This window comes from Enterobacter sp. P82 (assembly GCF_037053385.1).
Taxonomy (GTDB): domain Bacteria; phylum Pseudomonadota; class Gammaproteobacteria; order Enterobacterales; family Enterobacteriaceae; genus Enterobacter.
The window spans coordinates 403,549-425,154 of sequence record NZ_JBALHX010000001.1 but is presented as its reverse complement, the minus strand read 5'-3'; the positions used below and the strand labels follow the sequence as shown (position 1 = coordinate 425,154).

At 48.2% G+C, this 21,606-nt stretch carries 18 protein-coding genes, 1 pseudogene and 1 riboswitch; of the genes and pseudogenes, 10 read left to right on the top strand and 9 right to left on the bottom strand.

Annotation, left to right across the window (positions count from 1 at the left end):
- Positions 1 to 40: 40 nt before the first annotated feature.
- Positions 41 to 841, bottom strand: a complete 801-nt coding sequence (gene thiD, locus WB237_RS01930; protein WP_336209769.1) for a bifunctional hydroxymethylpyrimidine kinase/phosphomethylpyrimidine kinase — start codon at positions 839 to 841, stop codon at positions 41 to 43.
- Complete coding sequence (thiM, locus tag WB237_RS01925; RefSeq protein ID WP_336209767.1) at positions 838 to 1,608, bottom strand: hydroxyethylthiazole kinase; 771 nt, start codon at positions 1,606 to 1,608, stop codon at positions 838 to 840. Before thiM ends, thiD begins: the two co-directional genes overlap by 4 nt.
- A 35-nt stretch (positions 1,609 to 1,643) precedes the next feature.
- A riboswitch (TPP riboswitch) is annotated at positions 1,644 to 1,741 on the bottom strand.
- A 1,124-nt stretch (positions 1,742 to 2,865) separates the two neighbouring features.
- On the opposite strand from thiM, the gene WB237_RS01920 reads away from it, so the two are divergent.
- The 3 genes from WB237_RS01920 (at position 2,866) to WB237_RS01910 (ending at position 5,710) form a co-directional block, all read left to right on the top strand.
- The gene (locus tag WB237_RS01920) at positions 2,866 to 4,389 is read left to right on the top strand and encodes a YadA C-terminal domain-containing protein (protein WP_336209765.1); all 1,524 of its coding nucleotides are present in this window, start codon (positions 2,866 to 2,868) and stop codon (positions 4,387 to 4,389) included.
- 65 nt (positions 4,390 to 4,454) lie between these two features.
- On the top strand, positions 4,455 to 4,841 hold the full coding sequence (locus WB237_RS01915; RefSeq protein WP_336209763.1) for a DUF2000 family protein: 387 nt from the start codon (positions 4,455 to 4,457) through the stop codon (positions 4,839 to 4,841).
- A gap of 410 nt (positions 4,842 to 5,251) precedes the next feature.
- A complete protein-coding gene (locus tag WB237_RS01910) occupies positions 5,252 to 5,710 on the top strand; it encodes a hypothetical protein (protein ID WP_336209761.1) in 459 nt (152 codons plus the stop codon).
- 208 nt (positions 5,711 to 5,918) lie between these two features.
- Here WB237_RS01910 and WB237_RS01905 read toward each other — a convergent pair.
- Positions 5,919 to 7,066, bottom strand: a pseudogene (locus WB237_RS01905) (IS3 family transposase).
- Between the two features lie 119 nt (positions 7,067 to 7,185).
- Here WB237_RS01905 and WB237_RS01900 point away from each other — a divergent pair.
- The 4 genes from WB237_RS01900 to WB237_RS01885 all read left to right on the top strand — a co-directional run bounded on the left by WB237_RS01900 (position 7,186) and on the right by WB237_RS01885 (position 9,534).
- On the top strand, positions 7,186 to 7,821 hold the full coding sequence (locus WB237_RS01900) for a hypothetical protein (RefSeq protein WP_336209759.1): 636 nt from the start codon (positions 7,186 to 7,188) through the stop codon (positions 7,819 to 7,821).
- Positions 7,822 to 8,141: 320 nt separating this feature from the next.
- Positions 8,142 to 8,705 carry a type IV secretion protein Rhs gene (locus WB237_RS01895; protein WP_336209757.1) on the top strand — a complete coding sequence of 188 codons (564 nt, stop codon included), beginning with the start codon at positions 8,142 to 8,144 and terminating at the stop codon, positions 8,703 to 8,705.
- On the top strand, positions 8,702 to 9,034 hold the full coding sequence (locus tag WB237_RS01890; RefSeq protein WP_336209755.1) for a putative T6SS immunity periplasmic lipoprotein: 333 nt from the start codon (positions 8,702 to 8,704) through the stop codon (positions 9,032 to 9,034). Before WB237_RS01895 ends, WB237_RS01890 begins: the two co-directional genes overlap by 4 nt.
- A 2-nt stretch (positions 9,035 to 9,036) precedes the next feature.
- Positions 9,037 to 9,534 (top strand): Hcp family type VI secretion system effector, encoded by a 498-nt coding sequence (locus WB237_RS01885; protein ID WP_336209754.1) that lies wholly within the window; start codon positions 9,037 to 9,039, stop codon positions 9,532 to 9,534.
- Positions 9,535 to 9,691: 157 nt separating this feature from the next.
- Here WB237_RS01885 and WB237_RS01880 read toward each other — a convergent pair whose 3' ends face one another.
- Positions 9,692 to 11,122, bottom strand: coding sequence for a glycoside hydrolase family 32 protein (locus WB237_RS01880; RefSeq protein ID WP_336209751.1), 1,431 nt, complete (start codon positions 11,120 to 11,122; stop codon positions 9,692 to 9,694).
- Between the two features lie 16 nt (positions 11,123 to 11,138).
- Positions 11,139 to 12,380, bottom strand: coding sequence for an MFS transporter (locus tag WB237_RS01875; protein WP_336209749.1), 1,242 nt, complete (start codon positions 12,378 to 12,380; stop codon positions 11,139 to 11,141).
- 238 nt (positions 12,381 to 12,618) lie between these two features.
- On the opposite strand from WB237_RS01875, the gene WB237_RS01870 reads away from it, so the two are divergent.
- From WB237_RS01870 to WB237_RS01860, 3 genes are all read left to right on the top strand, one after another.
- The gene (locus WB237_RS01870) at positions 12,619 to 13,623 is read left to right on the top strand and encodes a LacI family DNA-binding transcriptional regulator (RefSeq protein ID WP_336209747.1); all 1,005 of its coding nucleotides are present in this window, start codon (positions 12,619 to 12,621) and stop codon (positions 13,621 to 13,623) included.
- A gap of 337 nt (positions 13,624 to 13,960) precedes the next feature.
- Positions 13,961 to 15,337, top strand: a complete 1,377-nt coding sequence (locus WB237_RS01865; RefSeq protein ID WP_028016338.1) for a diaminobutyrate--2-oxoglutarate transaminase — start codon at positions 13,961 to 13,963, stop codon at positions 15,335 to 15,337.
- Between the two features lie 18 nt (positions 15,338 to 15,355).
- Positions 15,356 to 16,822, top strand: a complete 1,467-nt coding sequence (locus WB237_RS01860; protein ID WP_336209745.1) for a pyridoxal phosphate-dependent decarboxylase family protein — start codon at positions 15,356 to 15,358, stop codon at positions 16,820 to 16,822.
- Positions 16,823 to 16,858: 36 nt separating this feature from the next.
- On the opposite strand, the gene WB237_RS01855 is transcribed toward WB237_RS01860, so the two are convergent.
- The 4 genes from WB237_RS01855 to WB237_RS01840 all read right to left on the bottom strand — a co-directional run bounded on the left by WB237_RS01855 (position 16,859) and on the right by WB237_RS01840 (position 21,261).
- The gene (locus WB237_RS01855) at positions 16,859 to 17,374 is read right to left on the bottom strand and encodes a protein disulfide oxidoreductase (RefSeq protein WP_336209743.1); all 516 of its coding nucleotides are present in this window, start codon (positions 17,372 to 17,374) and stop codon (positions 16,859 to 16,861) included.
- Between the two features lie 100 nt (positions 17,375 to 17,474).
- Complete coding sequence (gene etk, locus WB237_RS01850; RefSeq protein ID WP_336209742.1) at positions 17,475 to 19,673, bottom strand: tyrosine-protein kinase; 2,199 nt, start codon at positions 19,671 to 19,673, stop codon at positions 17,475 to 17,477.
- The gene (locus tag WB237_RS01845; protein ID WP_336209740.1) at positions 19,673 to 20,122 is read right to left on the bottom strand and encodes an arsenate reductase/protein-tyrosine-phosphatase family protein; all 450 of its coding nucleotides are present in this window, start codon (positions 20,120 to 20,122) and stop codon (positions 19,673 to 19,675) included. Before WB237_RS01845 ends, etk begins: the two co-directional genes overlap by 1 nt.
- Positions 20,122 to 21,261 carry a polysaccharide export protein gene (locus WB237_RS01840; protein ID WP_336209734.1) on the bottom strand — a complete coding sequence of 380 codons (1,140 nt, stop codon included), beginning with the start codon at positions 21,259 to 21,261 and terminating at the stop codon, positions 20,122 to 20,124. The genes WB237_RS01845 and WB237_RS01840 overlap by 1 nt, the downstream gene beginning before the upstream one ends.
- Positions 21,262 to 21,606 lie beyond the last annotated feature (345 nt).

Genomic DNA, 21,606 nt, shown 5'->3' with positions numbered 1-21,606 from the left:
CTGTTTTTCTCAGGCGTGGTGTTTCCTGCCAGTATACGGCTTACCACCAGGCATGAAAATGGTGTACCGGCCCATTACCGTGACCCACCTCCAGAGTATCGGCTTTTGCCAGCGCGGCGGAGAGCCAGGTTTTCGCTTCGCTCACCGTATCGGCCCAGTTATCATGCCGTGGACGTAGCGCCGCCAGCGCAGCAGAGAGCGTGCAGCCGGTACCATGGGTGTTTTTAGTGCGTATGCGTGGCGCCGTGAAACGCCGCTCGCCGTCTCGGGTGAAGAGCCAGTCCGGGCTTTCGGCATCGTCAAGATGACCACCTTTCATCAGCACGGCCCCGCAGCCCATCGCCAGCAGCGCATTCCCCTGCTCTTTCATTTCCCGTTCATTTCGCGCGTGTGTTGCCCCCAACAGTGCCGCGGCCTCCGGCAAATTGGGCGTGATGAGAGCCACTTGCGGCAGCAGCTTTTTACGCAGCGTTTCAACAGCGGAGGCGGAGAGCAATGGATCGCCGCTTTTTGCCAGCATCACGGTATCCAGCACCACGTTTTGTACCTGAGAACGTTTAAGCCGTTCAGCCACCGCTTCAACAATATCTGTCTCTGCCAGCATACCGATCTTGGTGGTATCAATTCGCACGTCGCTGAATACGGAATCCAACTGCGCGGCAACAAAATCCGGTTCAATACGGTAAACCGACTGCACGCCACGCGTGTTTTGCGCCACCAGCGCGGTAATGACCGAGCATCCGTACGCGCCAAGGGCGGAGAAGGTTTTCAGGTCGGCCTGAATACCCGCGCCGCCGCTGGGATCGGTGCCGGCAATGGTCAGAGCGTTAATACGTTTCATGCCAGTTCCTCCAGGGTGTAGAGCACATCCAGGAACGTGCTGGCAAAACTGCCCGGGCCACGAGACTGTGCAGCGGCGACCGTTCCGGCTCGCTTCATAAATCCGCACGCGGCGGAGACGTTATCCAGCCTGTCGCCCGGCAGTGAGCAACTCGCCGCCACAACGGCAGAGAGTGCGCACCCGGTTCCCACGACGCGCGTCATCAACAGGTCACCGCCGGTAACCGTTCGGGTTCGTTGTCCATCAGTGATGTAATCCACCTCGCCGGTGACCACCACAATGGCATTGGTCTGGCGAGCCAGCGCCTGTGCAGCAGGTAACGCGCTGGCTGTGGAGTCAGTCGTATCGACGCCGCGACCACCGGTGCTCATCCCGGCAAGAGCGAGGATTTCCGAAGCATTACCGCGAATGGCGGCGGGTTTCAGGGCAAGGATTTGATGACAAAAGCGGGTGCGAAACGTCAGAGCGCCCACGGCAACCGGGTCCAGTGTCCAGGGTTTACCCGCAGTTACCGCACTCTCAATCGCCCGACGCATCGCCTGCGCTCGCGGTGAGGTCAGCGTGCCAACGTTTATCAGCAATGCATCGGCGATCGCGGCAAACTGCTCAGCTTCTTCGGCCTCAATCACCATCGCCGGAGAGGCGCCAAGCGCCAGCAGAACGTTGGCAGTAAAGGTCTGTACGACGTCGTTAGTCATACAATGCGTAAGCGGGGAACGGGTTCGGAACTGATGTAAAACGTGTAAATCGAGCAGGTCAGGCTGCATGGGTTCGCTCCTGCCTTGCGTGAAGAAGCGATGACCGGGAAGGCATCTGACTTCCCTACGCTGGCATTATCCAGATCAGGTAATACGGGTATTTCTCAGCCTTCATTTAAGAAGGGCACCCCGAGTCATGAAAATTGAATCTCTAAATTTTTTGTCAGATTAGGGGAAGTTGCTTGCTGTTGCAAGCCCACCCTACCAGTCATCGCCTCTTAACGCTGTACCACACCTTGTACCTCAGTTTGCACCCCATATCTGTATGACAAAACTTATTGATTATCTAAACGAGCTTCTAAAAACGCATCGCGTAGAAAACGTCACTGAAGAGTTTCGTCAGTGTAGTTACTAAGTGTTCTTTTTTCTGGATGCGGCTGGCAATGTACCAAACAGCGCGGAAAAACAAGAAGATGTAGAGCAAGGTAATAATAATCCTCTTGGTTAAAATGGTATTGAATCAAAATCTTCTTACGTTTACGGAGTAAAGAATTCTGTTCTTCCAGTGTGTTCAGAAACCGGAACTCTCAAAAAGTACATGGAATTAAAGCAGGGATACTTACAGTTCACTTACGCCCTTCCCTCTATCGTGGCTTCTTGCTTCCGTCAACGCTTCTTCATAGCTGGCAGATTTCAGCACTGCCCTACCCTTTTTTACTATCTCTTTGCACTCAGTAACTAGTTCATGTCTCTGCTTTTAAAATCTTTTTGTAATCTTATCAATCAAATTTTCTAATCGCGCGAAATAAAAGCATCATTTTTTACAACAATTCAATCACTGATTTATAGCAATCAAAACCCTGTTTTATTCTCGATTAAAAATATTTTTCTCCAGGTCAAAACACCTTTCATTCAAAAGTATTTTTTAATTCGAAAGGATGGGACATGCACAAATACATAAATTAACTTTAATGAAAGTGCTTGATTTGTACATTTTACGGACAAAATACATAAATGTATTTAATGTATTCGCAAAGGCTTGCTATGAGTTGATTTTGATGTAGATTTTTATATCTAGCTGTATTTATTGAATTTATTTAAAAGCCTTCACGTAAGGGTATTTTAGCTTTCAGTGCCTTTAGTGATCCAGATCAATGTTCATATTTATGTATTACAAGATAGTTACTGCACGTTACGAAATAAGTGACTAAAACCAAATCTCAATAGCTCGTATGAAATTATCTAGATATAACAAGGTGTTATATCTTCCCGCCAGGATAGCGATCTTACTTTTTTCAAATTTACATTATTGATGAGAGCTTTCTTATGAAACTTTTAAATAAATCCACTATCGCTGTTTTTGTACTTGGCGTTGTGTTTGCTGGCTCTATAAATGTAGCTAAAGCTGCTTTAACTGGTGCTGATCTTGCTGCTGCAAATTCTTACTTTAATTCACACCCAGACATTTTAAAATATGCGCCGTGGATTCGTAATAATGTGTTAGCAAGCAACACATTGAAAGATGCTAATTACACTCTCTTGAGCAATAGCTATTATGATAGCATGCAAGGTAAAGTAATTTATGTAAATCAGATCGGCGGTATCAATCCACCTGTACCAATGAGCACCTTAACCCCTTCAACGCCAGCACAAGTAAAGTTAACTACTACTGTACCCGTTGTAGTTTCAGGTAACACTGCTGCCACTAATACCAAAACAACTTTAAACGAGCCAGGGTTGATTGCAGCACCAACTAATACTACAAACAGTACAAGCGTTATAAGCACTCCAACTGCACAGCCTTACAATATTCCGAGCAAGCTCCCAACTGTACAAGTTAACTTAACTAACTCTCCAACTTTAGCTCCTACGCCTATCATTCAGGCTGTACCAGTGGCTACACCTGCTGCTGTTCCTACAATTAAGCAACAAATTCCGATGCCTGTTAATCAGGGTACTCCTTCACCGTTGATCGCATCAACAAAAATAACTCCTACATCATTAGTTACTTCCCCTAATGCTATTCCAAATCCATTACCACAAAGTACGACGAATAAAATTCCTACACCGTTAGCTAATAATGTACCTACTCCGTTGGTTGCTCTCGTTACCCCACAAACAACACCACCAAAACCAGTAATTCAAGCACCTGTAAAACAATTAGTACAAGCTGGAATTATTGATAATGGCTCACAGCAAGTAGGTTTAACTGCATCTATAAAACCAACTGTAACTGTGGTTGATACAAACATACCAACTCCATCAACGGTTACCCCAACTGCCGCACTTAAAACTGTTGCGCCATCTACAACTACTTCAATTGTTACTCTGAATGGTAAAGATGGTGTTGACGGTACTAACGGTAAAGATGGAGTAACAACCACCGTTACACAAATCCAGGTAGACACGGCTACACAAGCTAAAGTTGATAGCAATAGCAAACAAGTAGCTGCTAACACTGTTGCTGTTGATAACGTTCAGTCACGCCAACAAGCACAAGAAACTACTATTGAGAACCATAGCTCACAACTTTCTAATCATGAAAAACGTATTACAGCGTTAGAAAATGAAAGTAATAACAACTTCAAGAATCTGAAAAATGACGTAGATAACAACCGTAAACGCGCTGCTGTTGGTGTAGCTTCTGTTGCCGCAATGTCTAACATTCCGCAGGTTACAGACTCTCAATCTTTCGCTATTGGAGCTGGTGTAGGTGAGTATGACTCACAAGGTGCTGTCGCTGTCGGTTTCTCTGCTCGTGTAACAGAGCACGTAGTAACTAAAGCTTCTGTTGGTGCTGGTTCTTATGGCGGTGCTACTGTGGGTGCTGGCGTATCTTACGGATGGTAAGCCTTTAATTCTAGCCCTTCTAATGAGGGGCTTTGATTAAAAGTTTATTTAGATAGGTTTTCGATATGAAAAAGATTGTTGTAATCGTGGATCGAAATGTTGAAGCAGGCAAGATAGCTAACGCTATTGCTCATTGTAGCGCCGGAATCAACGTTTCAAAATATGATGAATATGAAACGAGCAACGGTATTACCTGCACTCTTTCTAATCATCCTATCATCATTCTTTCTGCAAAGAATAAGAATCAGGTTAAAAGCTCTTTAATCAAAGCAGATGAAGCAAAATTAGAATATTCTTTCTTTGCTTCTACAATGTGGAGAGAAACACCTGAAGAACAAGTAGCGGAAACTAAATCAACTTCCTTCGATGAACTGGAAATCATAGCTTGTGCTATCTATGGTGAATCAGAGGAAGTAGATCAGATATCTAAAAAGTTTTCTCTATATCGTTAGGAAGGGTGAAGTATGAAAAATGCTTATTTTGTTAAGTCTGATATTTTAGGGTGGTTTGCATATTTTGTAGTTGCTGTAATCATCGCTAAAACAATGGGTGTGTTTTAAAATAAAGCTAGTTAACCGCCGATGTAGCTACAAACTCACCCCATAAATTTTAGTTAACTGGTTACAGAATATTATGCTGATGATAGCGATTATGGCAAAGTATGTTTTTCTTTCTGCTGTGTTGTATCTGGTTTTAGTTGGAGTGGGAATATGGATTGGATTGATGTTAGATACGTATACCTATAGTTGTAACTACTAAGGTGATAAATGAAAAAATTCATTCTGTATGTTTTAGCAGTGCTAGTTTTTATATTAGTAACAATCTGTATAGCTGGTTATATAAAATTCGAGGTATTAATTTAATGAAAAAATTGGTGTTATTAGCTGCTGTAATGTCTCTCGCTGCATGTTCTTCACCTGCTCAACGTATGGCTGAGTGTGAAAGCAAGGGGGTTAGTAAAGACGCCTGTTATGTAGCTGAGCAAAACCGCACAGCGACACTTAACGCTGCGGCTGAAAAGCAGGCTTTAGAGAATGCTGCTCAACTTGCACAATCAGCACACAAGCACCTTCCTAAAGGCTGTACCCAGGTGATGGAAGCAAACGGTGAATGTGAAAATGCTCCAGCTAAGAAAGATAGTAGCTTTAAACAATTTTCCAGTGAAGCAGACCATGTTATGAACAAACCTATCTCTGATGCTGCTGAATATCTTCTCTCTAAAGGTTGGAAACCTAATCAGGGTGTATGGAAAAAGAAAGATTACACATTAACGCTTGTAGTTGAAAACGAGAAGGTTGTGAATGCACAACTATCAAAATAATTAATAAAGATCTATACCAGAATAATAAATAGCACCTAATTTACTTTATAAAGTTCTCACATCATGTAAACCTTTAGTGTATTGCTAAAGCCGCCCTTTAACAGATAGGCGTTTTTTTCAATTACATTTAAAGTGGGAGGTTAGAATGATTTGGTTTGTATGTTCAATCACTGTATTGATTTACTTGATTTGAATCGCCACGGATAATCTAGACACTTCCGAGCCGTTGATAATACTGGTTTTCATATTCTGTCGGTGACATCTGATTGCTCGAACCATGCCGATGCTTACTGTTATAAAACATTTCGATTTAATCAAAAATATCGCTGCGGGCTTCTTCCCGCGTTCCGTAGATCTTTTTCTTTATCCGTTCGCGTTTCAACAACTGGAAAAAGCTTTCTGCAACCGCATTATCGTGACAGTTACCGCGACGGCTCATACTCCCCTCCAGGCCGTGTGATTTCAGGAACGACTGCCACTCATGGCTTGTGTACTGACTGCCCTGGTCCGAGTGAACCAGCACCTGTTTTTGGGGATTACGCCGCCATACAGCCATCAGCAGTGCATTCAGGACAATGTCCTTTGTCATCCGGGATTGCATTGACCAGCCGATAATTTTGCGTGAGAACAGATCAACAACCACAGCAAGATACAGCCAGCCTTCGTGGGTCCTGATGTAGGTTATGTCCGTTACCCAACGCTTATCCGGAGCATCCGGATTGAACTGTCGCTGGAGCCTGTTGGGCGATACGATACTGGCCTCGCCTTTTCTTGCCCGCGGGCTCCGGTACCCGACCTGAGCCTTTATCCCGGCACGATTCATCAGTCGCCAGACTCTGTTCACTCCGCACTGTTGCCCGCTATCCCGCAAGTCCAGATGGATCTTGCGATAACCATAAACGCAACCGGACTCCAGCCAGAACTGTTTGATCTGTCCCGTCAGTCTCAGATCTACCTGGTGGCGCTGAGTATACGGTTGCTTAAACCAGGCGTAAAAGCCACTGGGATGAACACTCAGCACCCTGCAGAGCAGACGAACAGGCCAGCAACGGGAGTTGTCACGAATAAAGGCGTACCTCAGTCGGACAGCTTCGCGAAGTACGCCGCGGCTTTTTTTAATATGTCCCGTTCGTCAGTAACCCGCTTCAACTCCTTCTGGAGTCGGCGGATCTCGGCCTGAGCATCTGACTGTTCTTTATTAGTGGATGAGTCCGGACCGTACTTCTTTATCCAGGCGTAAAGGCTGTGGGTGGTGATATCGAGACGTGTTGCAACGCTGGAAACAGAATGACCGCGATCAATAACCTGTTTGACTGCTTCAATTTTAAACTCTTCGGGATAACGTTTACCGCTCATGGGCACCTCTCTTTAAGTCATCTTAAATGACTCCGAAGTGTCTGTTAAACCCGTGGCGATTCAATGTGTGCCATGTAGAATGCTCTTAAGTTGTCAACTACCACATAAAAAAAGAGGTCATGATGGATTTACAAGCATGGGATAATGTTATCTCTATCGCTTCGAATGCTGTAACAGCGTTGAGTGTGGTTGGCGGCGTCATCTTCGGAGGGGTTAAATTTCAGGAGATTGTGAAGACGAGAAAAATGGAGAGGGCAATTGATTCAGCAATCGCTCTTAAAGAAGAAATAGATGGCACCAGAAGCCGTTACAATCGTATGCGCTTTGACTTAAACCGCATTATGACTTTTCTCGACACACTGGAGAAATCAGGACAAAGAGCCGACGAAGAAAGCTATTATCATATTCAAGACTCCTTGAAAGACATGACGGAAAATACCTTTCGCATTGGTAGCTCTTTCATCAAGTTACGTCACTATAATGTTCTGATTAAAGAGGTTTCCTGGGAGCCATTCAACGCCCTTCTTCGCTCTGCTGGTAATACGCTAATTGCCATCTCAAAACTGATGACTCTCATCATGCAGGCTTTGCTTAAAGAACAGATAACACCAGAAGAATTCATGGCAATACGAAACGCTTATGATGAACATGGCGCAAAGATGAAAGATGTTAATCACGCAATCTCTGGATTAGATATCATTAAATTTGACAATCTTTTTGACTTCAGCAAAGTACATAACAAAAGCCGGGATTAACTCGGCTCTTATTTTTTCATTTTTCGTTGTCGCAGTTCGCTCAGGTAGTACCTGTAACCTGCTCCCCCGTATGCATTGCTGCGTTTTTAACACGCATTAGAAAATTAATTTTAAAACAGTAAATTACGGCAACACATAGAAACACACAGATGGGCTTACATTGGATTAACCTGAAAAACTGTAGCATTACTAACAGCCAATGAAGTTTAGCTTAAACTACTTTGATTTTAAAAGCTTTCCCGTAAAATCCTCTTTCATTACTAGTTCCTTTCAGGAGTATGATTCACGATCAATACCAACAAGGATTTAAGGGATATTGAATGCCAGTTGATGAAAGTATAATCCCAACATCAGGAACGGCTATACATCCTGGGGGAGTAAGGCAACTAACGTTAGGTGAGATAGCTCTTGCTAAAACGCTGTTCGGCGGCAGCCTTATCTATTATAAAATCTGGGTACATCGTGAAAGCTACCTTCCCTTCAATTTACAACCTGTAGACGTTGCCATGACGCCTAACGGTGAACTTTGGTTTAGAGAAGGAACCTATTCACCAGATTTTTCATTAGAGAGTGATATACAAAAGAAACATAGATTCATGCATGAAATGGTTCACGCATGGCAAGCGCAAAAGGGAATGTTTGTAAGAACCAGAGGGCTATTCTCTCGTTTCGCTCATTATGATTACAGCTTAGATAAAGCTGATTTCCTTCATTACGGACTAGAACAGCAAGCATCTATAGCTAGTGATTATTGGTTACTCGTAACTTATGGATTTAATAGAGACACAACATACTTAGCTGAATATAGAGATTATAATCCTAATATATCTAATCATGAATTAATAAGAAAATATAAAGCAGTGTTGAAAGGATTCCCCGGATGAAGAAATTACTAATCTTTCCAATAGCATTCCTCCTTTCCGGTTGCCCTGGCGGAGGTGTTCCGATAGCTGAACATCGTAGTGTGTTTATTCAAGGTGATACTATTTGCTTCACTGTAAATAAAACTGACGTTTTAGAACGTTATAGCATTTATTACTGGCCTAAAAAGAAATACACGGTAATTAAATCAGATAATAATATTTCTTTATCATATCCAAATACATGTTTCAACGTTAATCTAAAGAACGGCTATAAATATAATATTTCTTATAGCCTCAATGGAAAAAGTTATTCATACCAATTTTTTATTGACAATGATGGGAATCGATAATTATGTCACTACCAGCTTATTTATTTTTGTATGATGAAAATGGAATGCAAGTTGTAGGTAACTGTTTGGCACTTGGTCGAGAAGGTGCTATAGAGGTGATGAATAGTAGCTATGGTGTACGGCAACCTGTAGACAGCAATACCGGAAACATGACCGGATGTAGACAACATAGCCCTGTAGTTATTCATAAACAACTTGATAAAGTAAGTCCTTTCTTTGCTATTGCCGTATGTGAACAAAAAAGATTTCAAAAAGCCGTGCTTAAATATTATGAAATTATTGAGGCGGGAGTAGAGGAAGAAATTTATAATATCACTTTAGAAAGTGTTGTTGTTTCTTCTGTCGATTTTACTCATGTTTATTATCCAGGTAGTTCTACACCTAACATGCATGAAGTTGTAGGGCTTAGATTCCGTGGGATTGAATGGAATTATGTCAGAGGTAATATTAAGTATGATGATGCATGGATGAAACCAGCAAAACAGAAAGACACACAATAGCAAGGTACCCTTCTCTTCATCTTCTGTCGTGGGATCCGACTGCGCTGAGAAAATTAAATAGATACAAAAGGCGACATCGATCGCCTTTTTTAATTGCAGGCATTACAGAATATGGACGCCAGGACCACTGTAAGCCCCTACCCTGACGTCGCCCCTGTTAACCTAATTGCCATGCCCCGGCATCAATAAGCGATGCTGTCCCGGTCCAGGCGAACAATGCCAGCTCACGCCCCCCTGCATCGGGGTAAATACGGCTGCTGAGGCATGCCTCTCCCTCATTGACAAACACTTCTACGGAAGAGCAGTCAAAGAACAGGCGCAGACTGAGAGCATCGTTCAGGTTAAGCGCGACGCTTCGGGTACCGCACAGGCCATACTTTGGATAGTCTCGCTCCAGCACCAGGCGCTGCATCTGCGCATCAACATAAACACGCAACCCGCTTCCAAGACGAATGCCGTATTGTTCCGCGCTGCTATTAGCGCAATCCCACTGCAGAATAACATCCATCGCCTCACAGTGTTCCACCAGAGTCATCTGTTGATTTTTAAGCGTACTTATCGGCCAGGGAAACCATGCCCCACGGAGACCTTCGACCTCTCTGGCCGGCCGCATTTGCAGACGGTTATCCGTACTGAGCGTCAACTCGCGCGGTAAAGAGAGCATGCCAGCCCAACCATCCTCCTGTTCCGGCAGCGGGGATTCCCACATGTCCAGCCAGCCAATGACGATGCGGCGGCCATCAGGTGTCAGGAAACTTTGTGGTGCATAGAAATCATGCCCGCAATCCATCTCCACAAACTCACCTTCACGCACAAAGGGCTGACCAGGCTGCCACTCGCCCAACAGATAGCCGCTCTGGAAAAGATTACGATTTTTGTAGCCTTCAGCCACCAGCCCCTGAGGCGAAAACATCAGCACGCGCTTGCCATTGAGAATGAAAAAGTCCGGGCATTCCCACATATAGCCCATCTCTTTTTCCGCCACCGCAAGTACGCCCATATCCTGCCACGCGTGCAGATCCGCAGAACGATAAACGCGCACCTGGCCCGTCTCGCCATCCCGCGCACCGACAACCATGTACCAGCTATCCCCTTCACGCCACACTTTCGGATCGCGGAAGTGATGCAGGCCAGGTGGCGTATCAACTACCATTCCCTGTCGCTCAAAATGGACTCCATCACGGCTGGTTGCCAGACACTGCACCTGATAGAGATTAGCCTCGTCAGGATCGCCGTGGAATTTGTGTCCAGTGTAAATCAGCGCCAGCGTATCGCCATCCACAACCGCCGATCCGGAAAAACAGCCATCCTTGTCTTCGGGCCCTTCCGGTGCCAGTGCAACCGGGAGATGTTCCCAGTGAACTAAATCCTTGCTGCGCGCATGACCCCAGTGCATCGGACCCCATTGGGTGGAGTACGGATGATGTTGATAAAAAGCGTGATACCAGCCGTCAAACCAGACCAGGCCATTTGGGTCGTTCATCCAGCCAGCACGCGCAGCGAGGTGGTAACGCGGATACCAGCGCAGGTTAAGCCCTTCGCGTCTTGACTGAAGTTCCTGTTCTGCTTTCGTAATGGAATACGTCATTTCTCTACTCTTTCGATCAGATGGTTGAAGGTTGCGGCATGAGCGGGTCAGAAGAGGACTTACCCGAGCGCAACAGGAAGATGGAGATAAACGTGGTGCTGAATACCAGTAGCCCCATGATGAGATAGGACTGGGAAAAGCCGTACTTCTCATAGCTGTAACCAGCCAGCGGCGACAAGACCGAGGCAATCACCGAGCTTGTACAGGCAAAGCCCACCAGATAGAGGGTGGAAGAGAGCCGCTTATCAAAATGCAAGCTGTTGTATTTAAAGATTGAGACCAACAAAACGGGCAGCTCAACGGCGTGTAATAGCTTGGTAATGGAGATCAATACCGGCCCCTCAACCAGACCCGATGCCACCATACGCATCGCCATCACCATTCCCGCGAAAATCAGACCATTCTTCGCGCCAAGGCGATTCACCAGCCACGGGGCACAAAACATGCCCGCCGCCTCAAGGAAAACCTGGAAGGAGTTGAGATAACCGTACATGGCGTTCCCTTCCTGCAACGTCGGGAACTGGGAGGAGAAATAGACCGGGAACTGCTGGTCGTAAACGCCATAAATACAGGTGCCGATAACGAAAAACACCAGCGCCCAGAAGCGCGGCAGCGTCAGCAGCCGCAAGGCGTCTTCCAGCGTGACCTTACCGCCGGACACCGCCTCCTGCATGGCGTGCGGGGCGGAAGAGACCCTGAGACGCGCCAGCAACACAAAAAACACCAGCCCGGCGCAGCTCGCCACCGCGAAGTTCAGCTTCGGGTTAATGTTAAACAGGAGCCCCGCAAAAAAGGTTGCCGCCGCCCAGCCAAGCGATCCCCACATCCTCGCCTTGCCGAACTCAAACTGGCTCTGGCGGGCCACGCGCTCGGTATAGGACTCCAGTACCCCTATTCCGCCGTTAAACGTCAGGCCGATATAAATCCCGCCGAAAATGCTGCCAAGTAAAACGTTAACCTGCAGCAGATAACCAAATAGCAAAAAAGCCGGACCAGAAAGAATGAGCAGACAAGTCAGAAACCAGAGCAGGTTTTTACGCAGACCGAGTTTGTCCTGAATGAATCCATAGCAGATTTGAGCAAAAAGCGCGGAAACGGAAAGCACGGCATAGATAACGCCGGTATCCCCCGCTTTTAACCCCACGTCCTGATGAAGCCAGATGGAGAGCAACGAGCCTGAAGATGACCAGGTGACAAAAAAGAAAAACAGTAATGCGCTCAGTAAAGGGTAGCTGTGAGAGTGATGCGTTTTCATCATGACATTCTCATGTTGGAGTAATGACTCAATGGTAACGTTAACATCATTTCTTTCTCATGCTGTTTGGCTAAGATTTAAGATGTTAATCACGAAAGTTAACGTTAACATTGAGAGAATGAGATCGCGATCAAATATTCATCACAGAGGTAAGCATGACCTGACCTGGGCATCAGCCTTCCTTTTACATCAGCGACTTAGTTGTATACCCTCTCACACAGAGCACTAACGGAGTAAGAAAATGGCTTCCCTGAAGGACGTCGCAAAGCTGGCTAACGTATCGCTGATGACGGTTTCCCGCGCGCTTAACAGCCCGGAGCGCCTTAAACCGGAAACGCTGGCGCGCGTTCAGTTGGCTATCGAGCAGACCAGTTACGTGCCTGACCTGTCCGCCAAGAAAATACGCGGTGCGCATGCCTCACCTAAAACCATAGGCGTACTGGCGCTCGATACGGTGACGACACCTTTCTCGGTAGAGATTACGCTGTCCATTGAAGAGACGGCCCGGATGCACGGCTGGAACAGCTTCGTGATGAATATGTTTACCGATGACAACCCGGATGCCATTGTCGACCTTCTCCTCTCTCATCGGCCTGACGGAATTATCTACACCACAATGGGATTACGTCAGGTTCCTCTCCCTGCCAAACTCCTCACCCTTCCCTGCGTGCTGGCTAACTGCGAAAGTATCAATGAAAAAGTTGCCAGCTACATCCCTGATGATGAACAGGGACAGTACACCGCCGTGCAAGCATTACTCGCCGAGGGTTATCGACAGCCCCTGTGCCTGCATTTACCCGTGGACCATCTGGCCACAACCCGACGCCGTCAGGGGCTGGAACGTGCATGCCATGAAGCTGGGCTCGACCCGAACAGTCTGGAACATAGCTATATGGCGTTCGGGGACGAGCACTATCGTGACATTCCGTCAGTTTTGCTGACGCACATTCAGAACGGTATTCCCCGGTTCGACTCCGTTATCTGCGGCAACGATCGTATCGCATTGATGGTGTACCAGACGCTACTGGCTCAAGGGCTTCGCATCCCACAAGATATTGCGGTTATCGGTTATGACAATATGGTGGGCATTGGAGAACTCTTTCTCCCTCCTCTTTCAACGGTTCAACTGCCACATTATGAAATTGGACGTCTGAGTGCCCTGCATATTATTAACGGTGAAAACCATCGGGAAACGACGCGTGTTGAAAGTCCATTTTTAATGCGCGATTCCGTCGCACATCTATAGAGACCAGAGATTTTTGCATATCATGGTGGCAAGGAGGTCGTATACCTTCTTTTATGTCAGCGAATGGCACGATTTGTCACACTCTTTTTTCTGCTTTTACACTCCAGGCCGACTGCACATAACCGGCTGTTTTACTTTGTAATAAAGCGCAATTTTCTTTCAGAAAAGAGGGATATTCCCTCCCCTGTGCCCCATGTCACAAAACAGTAAACAAATTAACCATTGAGCCCCGTGGCAAAAGGCTCTATATTGGCGGCGTTTTTTTCAGGCCCCCATCTGTTTTTTTAACTTTTTATTCAATCGTGGCTCATAACGAAGCGGCGGTTGTAGGAGTGATATGATGACGGATAAAGTCCGTATTGACACCGTAGATGCCCACAAAAGCAACGAAACCTATCTGGCCCGTCAGGCCGAGTTTGAATCTAACGTCAGGAGTTATCCGCGCAAACTGCCTTTAGCCATCACTAAAGCAGAAGGCGTGTGGATCACCGATGCAGATAATAAAGAATACCTTGACTGTTTAGCAGGCGCAGGGACCCTTGCGCTTGGCCATAACCATCCTGATGTGCTGAAAAGCATCCAAAATGTCATTACCAGCGGCTTGCCGTTACATACCCTGGATCTGACTACGCCTCTGAAAGATGCGTTTTCAGAATACCTTCTCTCTCTGCTGCCAGGTCAGGGCAAAGAGTACTGCCTGCAGTTCACCGGTCCATCCGGTGCTGACGCCGTGGAAGCGGCGCTGAAACTGGCGAAAAAAGTCACCGGCCGTAGCGGTATCATCAGCTTCTCTGGTGGTTACCACGGTATGACCCACGGCGCACTGTCCGTGACCGGCAACCTGTCTCCGAAAGAAGCGGTTGACGGTATGATGCCAGAAGTACAGTTCATGCCTTACCCGCACGAATACCGTTGCCCGCTGGGTATCGGTGGTGAAGCGGGCGTGAAAGCGCTGACCTACTACTTCGAAAACCTGATTAACGACGTGGAAAGTGGCGTGCGCAAACCTGCAGCCGTCATTCTGGAAGCCGTTCAGGGTGAAGGCGGTGTGAACCCAGCTCCAGTTGAGTGGCTGCAGCGTATCCGCAAAGTGACTCAGGAACACGGCATTCTGCTGATCCTCGACGAAGTGCAGGCTGGCTTTGCGCGTACCGGTAAATTCTTCGCCTTCGAACACGCTGGCATCGAGCCAGACATCATCGTGATGTCTAAAGCTGTCGGTGGCGGTCTGCCACTGGCTGTGCTCGGTATCAAAAAGCAGTTCGATGCATGGGCTCCAGGTCACCACACCGGTACCTTCCGCGGCAACCAGCTGGCGATGGCAACCGGTCTGACCACGCTGAAAATCCTGAAAGATCAGAACATCGCAGGCAAAGTGGCTGCACAGGGCGAATGGCTGAAAGGCCAGCTGAAAGAGATGGCGAAACGCTATCCGGTAATCGGCCACGTTCGCGGTCTGGGCATGATGATCGGTATCGAGATTGTTAAGCCAAACGAAGCTGCTGACCACATGGGTTGCTTCCCGGGTGATGGCGAGCTGTCTGCCCTGATTCAGAAGAAGTGCTTCGAAGCTGGTCTGATTCTGGAGCGTGGTGGTCGCAACGGTATCGTTCTGCGTCTGCTGCCTTCCCTGCTGATCAGCGATGAAGAGCTGAAAATCTTCCTGGATAAATTCGAGCAGGCACTGCTTGCTGCGGGCGTTCGCCCGGCGTAACCGGAGTAGTTGAACACGATGTCAGATTCAAACCCAATTTTGTTCTCCTCTGCACAGAGCATTGAAGCTTACCAGCAGGCGATTGAACAAAGCACTCAGGCCGTGATGCAGTGGCTGAAACAGCCTGAGATGTACCAGGGCAAAACGGTCGCGGAACTGCGCGACCGTATTAAGCTGGATTTCAACCCGAAAGGTCTGGGCAACGAAGCGGCAATTGAACGCGCCGTGGAGTTCTTCCTGAAAGACAGTTTGTCCGTTCATCACCCACAGTGTGTGGCGCACCTGCACTGCCCAAGCCTGGTAGTAAGCCAGGCGGCAGAAGTGCTGATCAACGCCACTAACCAAAGTATGGACTCCTGGGATCAAAGCCCGTCCGCAACCATCATTGAGATCAAACTGATCGAATGGCTGCGTACCCGCGTGGGTTATCAGGCTGGCGACGCAGGTGTCTTCACCAGCGGTGGCACTCAGAGCAACCTGATGGGTCTGATGCTGGCTCGTGATGCGTTCTTCGCGCGTCAGGGCCACTCCGTTCAGCAGGATGGTCTGACGGGCGATCTGCGTAAGATCCGCGTACTGTGCTCAGAAAACGCGCACTTCTCAGTGCAGAAAAACATGGCGCTGATGGGTCTGGGTTACCAGTCCGTGGTGCAGGTGAAAACGGACGAATTCTCGCGCATGGATCTGACCGATCTGGCGGCGAAAATCGAACAGTGCAACGCGAATGGCGAACAGATCCTGGCGATTGTCGCGACAGCAGGGACCACCGATGCCGGTGCTATTGACCCTCTGCGTGCCATTGCTGAGCTCGCGGCGAAGCAGAATATCTGGGTACACGTTGATGCGGCATGGGGCGGCGCGCTGCTGATGTCTGAGCAGTATCGTCACTACCTGGACGGCATTGAACTGGTGGATTCCGTTACTCTGGACTTCCACAAGCAGTTCTTCCAGACCATCAGTTGCGGTGCGTTCCTGCTGAAAGAAGCACGTCACTATGAACTGATGCGCTATCAGGCGGCTTACCTGAACTCTGAGTTCGACGAAGAAGCGGGCGTGCCTAACCTGGTGTCTAAATCGCTGCAGACCACGCGCCGTTTCGACGCGCTGAAACTGTGGATGAGCCTGGAAGCGCTGGGTCAGGAGCAATACGCAGCGATCATCGATCACGGCGTGACGCTGGCACAGCAGGTTGCGGCTTATGTGAAAGAGCAGCCTGCTCTGGAACTGGTTATGCAACCGCAGCTGGCAAGCGTACTGTTCCGCTTCCGCGGACAGGTGCAGACCGATGAAGCGGGTATCGCCCTGCTGAACCAGAAAATTGGTGATGCGCTGCTGGAATCCGGCCGTGCAAACGTCGGCGTGACTGAGCATAACGGTATCACTTGCCTGAAGCTGACGCTGTTGAACCCAACCGTGACGCTGGAAGATATTAAAATCCTGCTGTCTCTGGTTGAGCGCACCGCTCAGGAAGTTCTGGCGAAGTAATACAAAACCCCTCTTCCGCAAGGAGAGGGGTTATTTTTATACCCCTGCCCACCACATTCTGGCTTTTACTCCCCAGTAACTCGTCCACCCCGTAGTCGTGCTGACAACGTTCCCCTTCGACACAATGACCAGCGTCGGCGTTACGCTCACCTGCCATGCCTGCGACAGCGCACCGTTTTCATCATTTATCACCGGCATTTTCAGCTGTTTCTTTTCAACCCAGCGCGCAAGCTTTGCATCATCACCGGAACGCATGGCAATACTCACCACATTGCCACCCTCTTCTGCCAGCTTATTGACTGCAGGCGTGGTATAACGGCAGATGCTGCACCAGGTGGCCCAGACGTAAATCAGCAGCGGTCGGTCCTGACTGAGCGCCGCAATGTCGTGCATCGTGCCATCAATACCCTGCATCGGAGTTGCACTAAACGTGGCAGGTAATGTCGGCTTGCGGTACTGATCCACACCCCACATCACAGCCAGCGCCAGCAGAACGAGTACGATCCCTTCCCGCGCCCAGCGGCGCAGTTTGCTGAATTTGCGGTTTTCCATTATGACCTCGTGAGTTAACGAAGGTCATCTTAGCGAGCTATGCGTCGTTTCGCTGTAAAGAAGTGTCGCGAGTGTACTGCTTTGCCACGCTGGTAAAACTTTAATCCTTGCACGGTTGCCGTGTCGTGCTATGGCCATATTCGTATTGACCATAGCCTGAGTGGTAATACAGAGCTGCTGATTTCACCACGTCGTTCAGCACGGTCCCTTTTATGCACGTCCCCATTTGTTGCAGGCGCTTGATGCAGTTCTCCATCTCTTTCAGGCTGGTCTTGCCAAAGCGAGCAACCAGCAGTGAAGTTGCAGCCACCCTGACTGCCACTGCGGCATCGGTAACAGCCAGCACCGGCGGGGTATCAAGGATCACAAGGTCATAATGTTCATCTGCCCACGTCATTAACACTCTGAAGCGATCGCTCATCAGCAGTTCTGAAGGTCGCGATGGAACCGGCCCACAGGTCAGCACATCAATATTGCCTTTTTCATAGCGCTGAATCGCCTCCTGGCACGCACATTTTCCGTCAAGCACCCCGGAAAGTCCGGTGTGGTTTTTTAAACCGAATACGTTATGGACATATCCCTCACGCATATCCGCGTCAATGAATAACACCCTGAGCCCGGCCTGTGCCTCAATGGCTGCCAGTGAGGTGCTGACCAGCGTTTTTCCGCAGTCCTGCGTTGGGCCAGAAATCATGACGATCCGGTTAGCGGCATCCTGCAGCGTGAAATGCAAGCTGGTGCGCAACCCCCGCACAGCCTCAACAAAAATATCTGCGGGCCGGTCGACAGGCAGGAAAGGCACATCGGTAATCTTGTGACTCCAGCGCGAGCCAAATACTCTTTTCCTGTGCAGGTGCGTTTTTTTCCACAGCCACATCGAACGCGGCAAGGTAGCCATCACCTGTACTCCCAGCCCTTCAAGCTGCTCGGCGGTGTTGAGACCACGTCTGAGCGCAATGCGAACCAGCACCAGCCCCATTGAAAATATCAGCCCCAGCAGGGTGCCAAAAACAATAATCAGCGGCTTTCGCGGTTTAACAGGATCAGGTTGCGTTACCGCGTTGTCGATAATTCGCACGTTACCGATGGCGCTGGAACGTGAGATGTTCAACTCTTGCTGACGTGTGAGTAGCTGTAGGTAGATTGTCCGACCTGACTCCACATCCCGACTGAGGCGCAAAATATCCTGTTGAGTCGAAGGCATGGCTGAGACACGCTGATTCAGGCGAACTTTCTCCTGTACCAGCGTCTGGCGTTTTTCACGCAATGCGCGGTAATTCGGGTGATCTTTCTTGAAGAGTTGAGAAATCTCCGCCTCACGAAACGTCAACTCGTTAAGCTGGTTTTCGATATTAACAATCTGTTCAAGAACCGATTTCGCTTCCAGTGAGAGATCGACCGAGTCACGCTGTTTGCGATACTGATTCAGCCGCTCTTCGGCCTGCTCGAGTTCGCTTCTGATTTTAGGTAACTGCTGCTGTAAAAATGCAAGACTTCGGGAATCCTGCGCTTCCTGACGGGCAATATTTTGCTGCAGGTAATTGTTGGCAATACGGTTGAGCACATGGGCAATACGATCAGGATCGTTGCCGGTCAGGGTGAGCGTCATTACCCCACTCTGTTTTGCCGATTCAACTACGCTAAATTGGTTGCTCAGCGCATTGATTGCCTCCAGACGGGAACAGGTTTGTAGCGTGAATTGCGTGCCCGTTGGGGCATTCAGTTTCGCCACCAGCAGGGAAATCCCCTCTTTTTCAAAAGGTTTTCCCTCCCTACCCTCAGCATAAAAATTGTCGCCCTCCAGCCGGTATGCACCTTTTTCCAGCACCGTGAGCACAAGGGATCGGGGTTTTCCTTCAACAAGTGGCAGTTGCAACCAACCAAGGGCGATCGTCGCTGGCTTACGGCCCTGCAACTGCGCCCACAACTGCCCTACGACAGGGAAAGTACGCCACGTCACCTGCTGCGTTAAACCTAATTCATCAACGGTAGCGCCCAGGATCATGCGTGATTTAAGCAGGAGTATTTCGGGTTCCACATCGGGAGACATCTCATTACCAAACTGTCTTAAATTTTTGAGCAGGCTATTATCCTGCTTTCCTTCCACCTGAATTAAGGCATCCGCGCGGTATACGGGCGTGGCCCAAAAAGCATACAGCCCCGCCAGCAAGGTAAAAATGACAGTCATCGATAAAATGACTGCACGATGATCGATCATTTCGCCGAGTAGACGAATGAGATCAATTTCATGATTTTCCGGTGTTGCTGCACCGTAACTGCCTGTTGTGTAAGACGACATTAACGCTTCATTCCTTGTTGACTCAATCGATGAGCCCATTCCTGGCTGGCTTTGCCCAGCAGCCCGAAAACATAGTCGAATGCTTCACGGCTTTTACGATAGGGATCGGGGATGTCCTGCGGCTCCAGCCATTGCCCAAAGAGCAGAGATTTGCCGCGAATTTCCGGGGCCATGGCAGAGATAAAACGAAGATGAGCAGGTTCCATCACCAGAATAAGATCCGATTCCCGCATGATCTGCGGAGTTAATTTGCGCGCGCGATGTTCACCGAGTGAGAGCCCATGTCGCCTGGCCACATCCTGAGCGTGGATATCCGCCGGGCTTCCTTCCAGCCCAAATATGCCTGCCGAGGTGATCTGTTTTCCCGGTAGCAACTGGCGTAACAACTGCTCTCCAATCGGTGAGCGACAAATATTGCCAGTGCAAACCACTAAGATGGAATCGAACATTATTGCGGCCACGATCTGATGTAACGAACCGTTTCGGTCAGATCATGAACACCGCTGATGGTCGGCACGAGCTGAGTAATGACGCGATTCCAGCGCGACAGTGGAGCCGTGGTGACATAAACAATGTCGTAAGGTTCAAGCTGGAATTCGGTGCCCAACACCATCGCAGAAGCATCCTGCGCATTAAGCTGATAAATGTTGGCTATTTTTCCCGCATTATTACCTTTAGCAATGGAGCGAATGACAAAAATACCCGTCGCATCGGCCATGTCCTGGTTCAACCCGCCCGCATTGCTCAGCGCTTCGGCAAGGGTCATCCCACTCCTGTCCATCTTCAGCGTGCTCTGCTTAATCACTTCCCCCATCACAAAGACCTTCAGTGCGTCATTGCGTGGAACAAAAAGAATATCGCCCGGGTAGAGCAGCTTATTTTGCGTCAGGTCGCCGTGCTGCATCAGCGCGTACAAAGAGAGGTGCGAATCTTTCCCCTCGTGAGTGAGAACCACATTGCGCCAGTCAGCGTCAGCAGAAAGCCCACCCGCCGCGTTGACGGCATCCATAACCGTCATTGGAATATTGGTAATAGCCTGCTGGCCAGATTTGGCGACTTCGCCAGTGACATAAGCTTTTTGCGAGCGGAAGGCCGCCACGCTGACATCCACCTGCGGACTTTCGATAACGCTCTCCAGTCGTGTGGCGATCTCCTCTCTCACTTCAGAGACCGTTTTTCCCGCCACAGTGACTTTTCCGACATAGGGATAAAAGAGGGTACCGTCCGCGTTCACCCAGTTACCGGCATCACTGGCACTACGATATTGCCCAGCCGGTGTTGTCAGTTCAGGGTGATCCCAAACGGTAACGGTTAAAACATCACCGGCTCCAATGCGGTACTCCCAGTTTCTGAGCTGCTCATCCAGCTTAGGATTTGGCTGAGATTTCACAACGGCAGGACGCAATTTTTCAATCAGGGAAGGGGTAAGTGGATAAAGATCCACACGCTTATCAACATTATTATATTCATCACCCGTCGTGATGATATTTTTCCCTGATGAGCTTAATGCTTGCCCGGGAGAAAATACACAGCCAGTCAACTGACTTATTGCTAAGAATATTACAAATAGTGTAGTTGTGTTTTTCATTAAAATTAATTTATCATTCATGAGCACAACAAACGTATAACAGAAAATTCAGGAAGAATTACTGAACCACTCAACGCTCTGTTTTTCATGCAGTTAAATAACTAAAACACATCATCGAATGATGCGCAGGATTAATTTAAGAAGCGGAAGGAAGTTGAATTGAAAATTAAACCGTTCCGCTTTTATAAGTTTAAGTTGTCTTTAAAAAAAACGCATGTCTTTCAGATCACAAACGTAGAGTAAACTTATACTTTCAGAATTAATTAAAAAACACATTTCTGTACTGAATTGCTCTTAGGAAATATCATTCATAAGCAAAATGGTATTAACCATTTGATCTACACA

What these genes read in the sequence shown, in the direction of transcription:
- WB237_RS01915 (WP_336209763.1), top strand. Translation starts at nt 4,455, where the DNA reads ATGAAAAAGATTGTTGTAATCGTGGATCGAAATGTTGAAGCAGGCAAG.
- WB237_RS01885 (WP_336209754.1), top strand. Translation starts at nt 9,037, where the DNA reads ATGTCACTACCAGCTTATTTATTTTTGTATGATGAAAATGGAATGCAA.
- WB237_RS01875 (WP_336209749.1), bottom strand. Translation starts at nt 12,380, where the DNA reads ATGATGAAAACGCATCACTCTCACAGCTACCCTTTACTGAGCGCATTA.
- WB237_RS01855 (WP_336209743.1), bottom strand. Translation starts at nt 17,374, where the DNA reads ATGGAAAACCGCAAATTCAGCAAACTGCGCCGCTGGGCGCGGGAAGGG.
- WB237_RS01845 (WP_336209740.1), bottom strand. Translation starts at nt 20,122, where the DNA reads ATGTTCGATTCCATCTTAGTGGTTTGCACTGGCAATATTTGTCGCTCA.
- WB237_RS01895 (WP_336209757.1), top strand. Translation starts at nt 8,142, where the DNA reads ATGCCAGTTGATGAAAGTATAATCCCAACATCAGGAACGGCTATACAT.
- WB237_RS01910 (WP_336209761.1), top strand. Translation starts at nt 5,252, where the DNA reads ATGAAAAAATTGGTGTTATTAGCTGCTGTAATGTCTCTCGCTGCATGT.
- thiD (WP_336209769.1), bottom strand. Translation starts at nt 841, where the DNA reads ATGAAACGTATTAACGCTCTGACCATTGCCGGCACCGATCCCAGCGGC.
- WB237_RS01880 (WP_336209751.1), bottom strand. Translation starts at nt 11,122, where the DNA reads ATGACGTATTCCATTACGAAAGCAGAACAGGAACTTCAGTCAAGACGC.
- WB237_RS01865 (WP_028016338.1), top strand. Translation starts at nt 13,961, where the DNA reads ATGATGACGGATAAAGTCCGTATTGACACCGTAGATGCCCACAAAAGC.
- WB237_RS01860 (WP_336209745.1), top strand. Translation starts at nt 15,356, where the DNA reads ATGTCAGATTCAAACCCAATTTTGTTCTCCTCTGCACAGAGCATTGAA.
- WB237_RS01920 (WP_336209765.1), top strand. Translation starts at nt 2,866, where the DNA reads ATGAAACTTTTAAATAAATCCACTATCGCTGTTTTTGTACTTGGCGTT.
- thiM (WP_336209767.1), bottom strand. Translation starts at nt 1,608, where the DNA reads ATGCAGCCTGACCTGCTCGATTTACACGTTTTACATCAGTTCCGAACC.
- WB237_RS01900 (WP_336209759.1), top strand. Translation starts at nt 7,186, where the DNA reads ATGATGGATTTACAAGCATGGGATAATGTTATCTCTATCGCTTCGAAT.
- WB237_RS01890 (WP_336209755.1), top strand. Translation starts at nt 8,702, where the DNA reads ATGAAGAAATTACTAATCTTTCCAATAGCATTCCTCCTTTCCGGTTGC.
- etk (WP_336209742.1), bottom strand. Translation starts at nt 19,673, where the DNA reads ATGTCGTCTTACACAACAGGCAGTTACGGTGCAGCAACACCGGAAAAT.
- WB237_RS01840 (WP_336209734.1), bottom strand. Translation starts at nt 21,261, where the DNA reads ATGAAAAACACAACTACACTATTTGTAATATTCTTAGCAATAAGTCAG.
- WB237_RS01870 (WP_336209747.1), top strand. Translation starts at nt 12,619, where the DNA reads ATGGCTTCCCTGAAGGACGTCGCAAAGCTGGCTAACGTATCGCTGATG.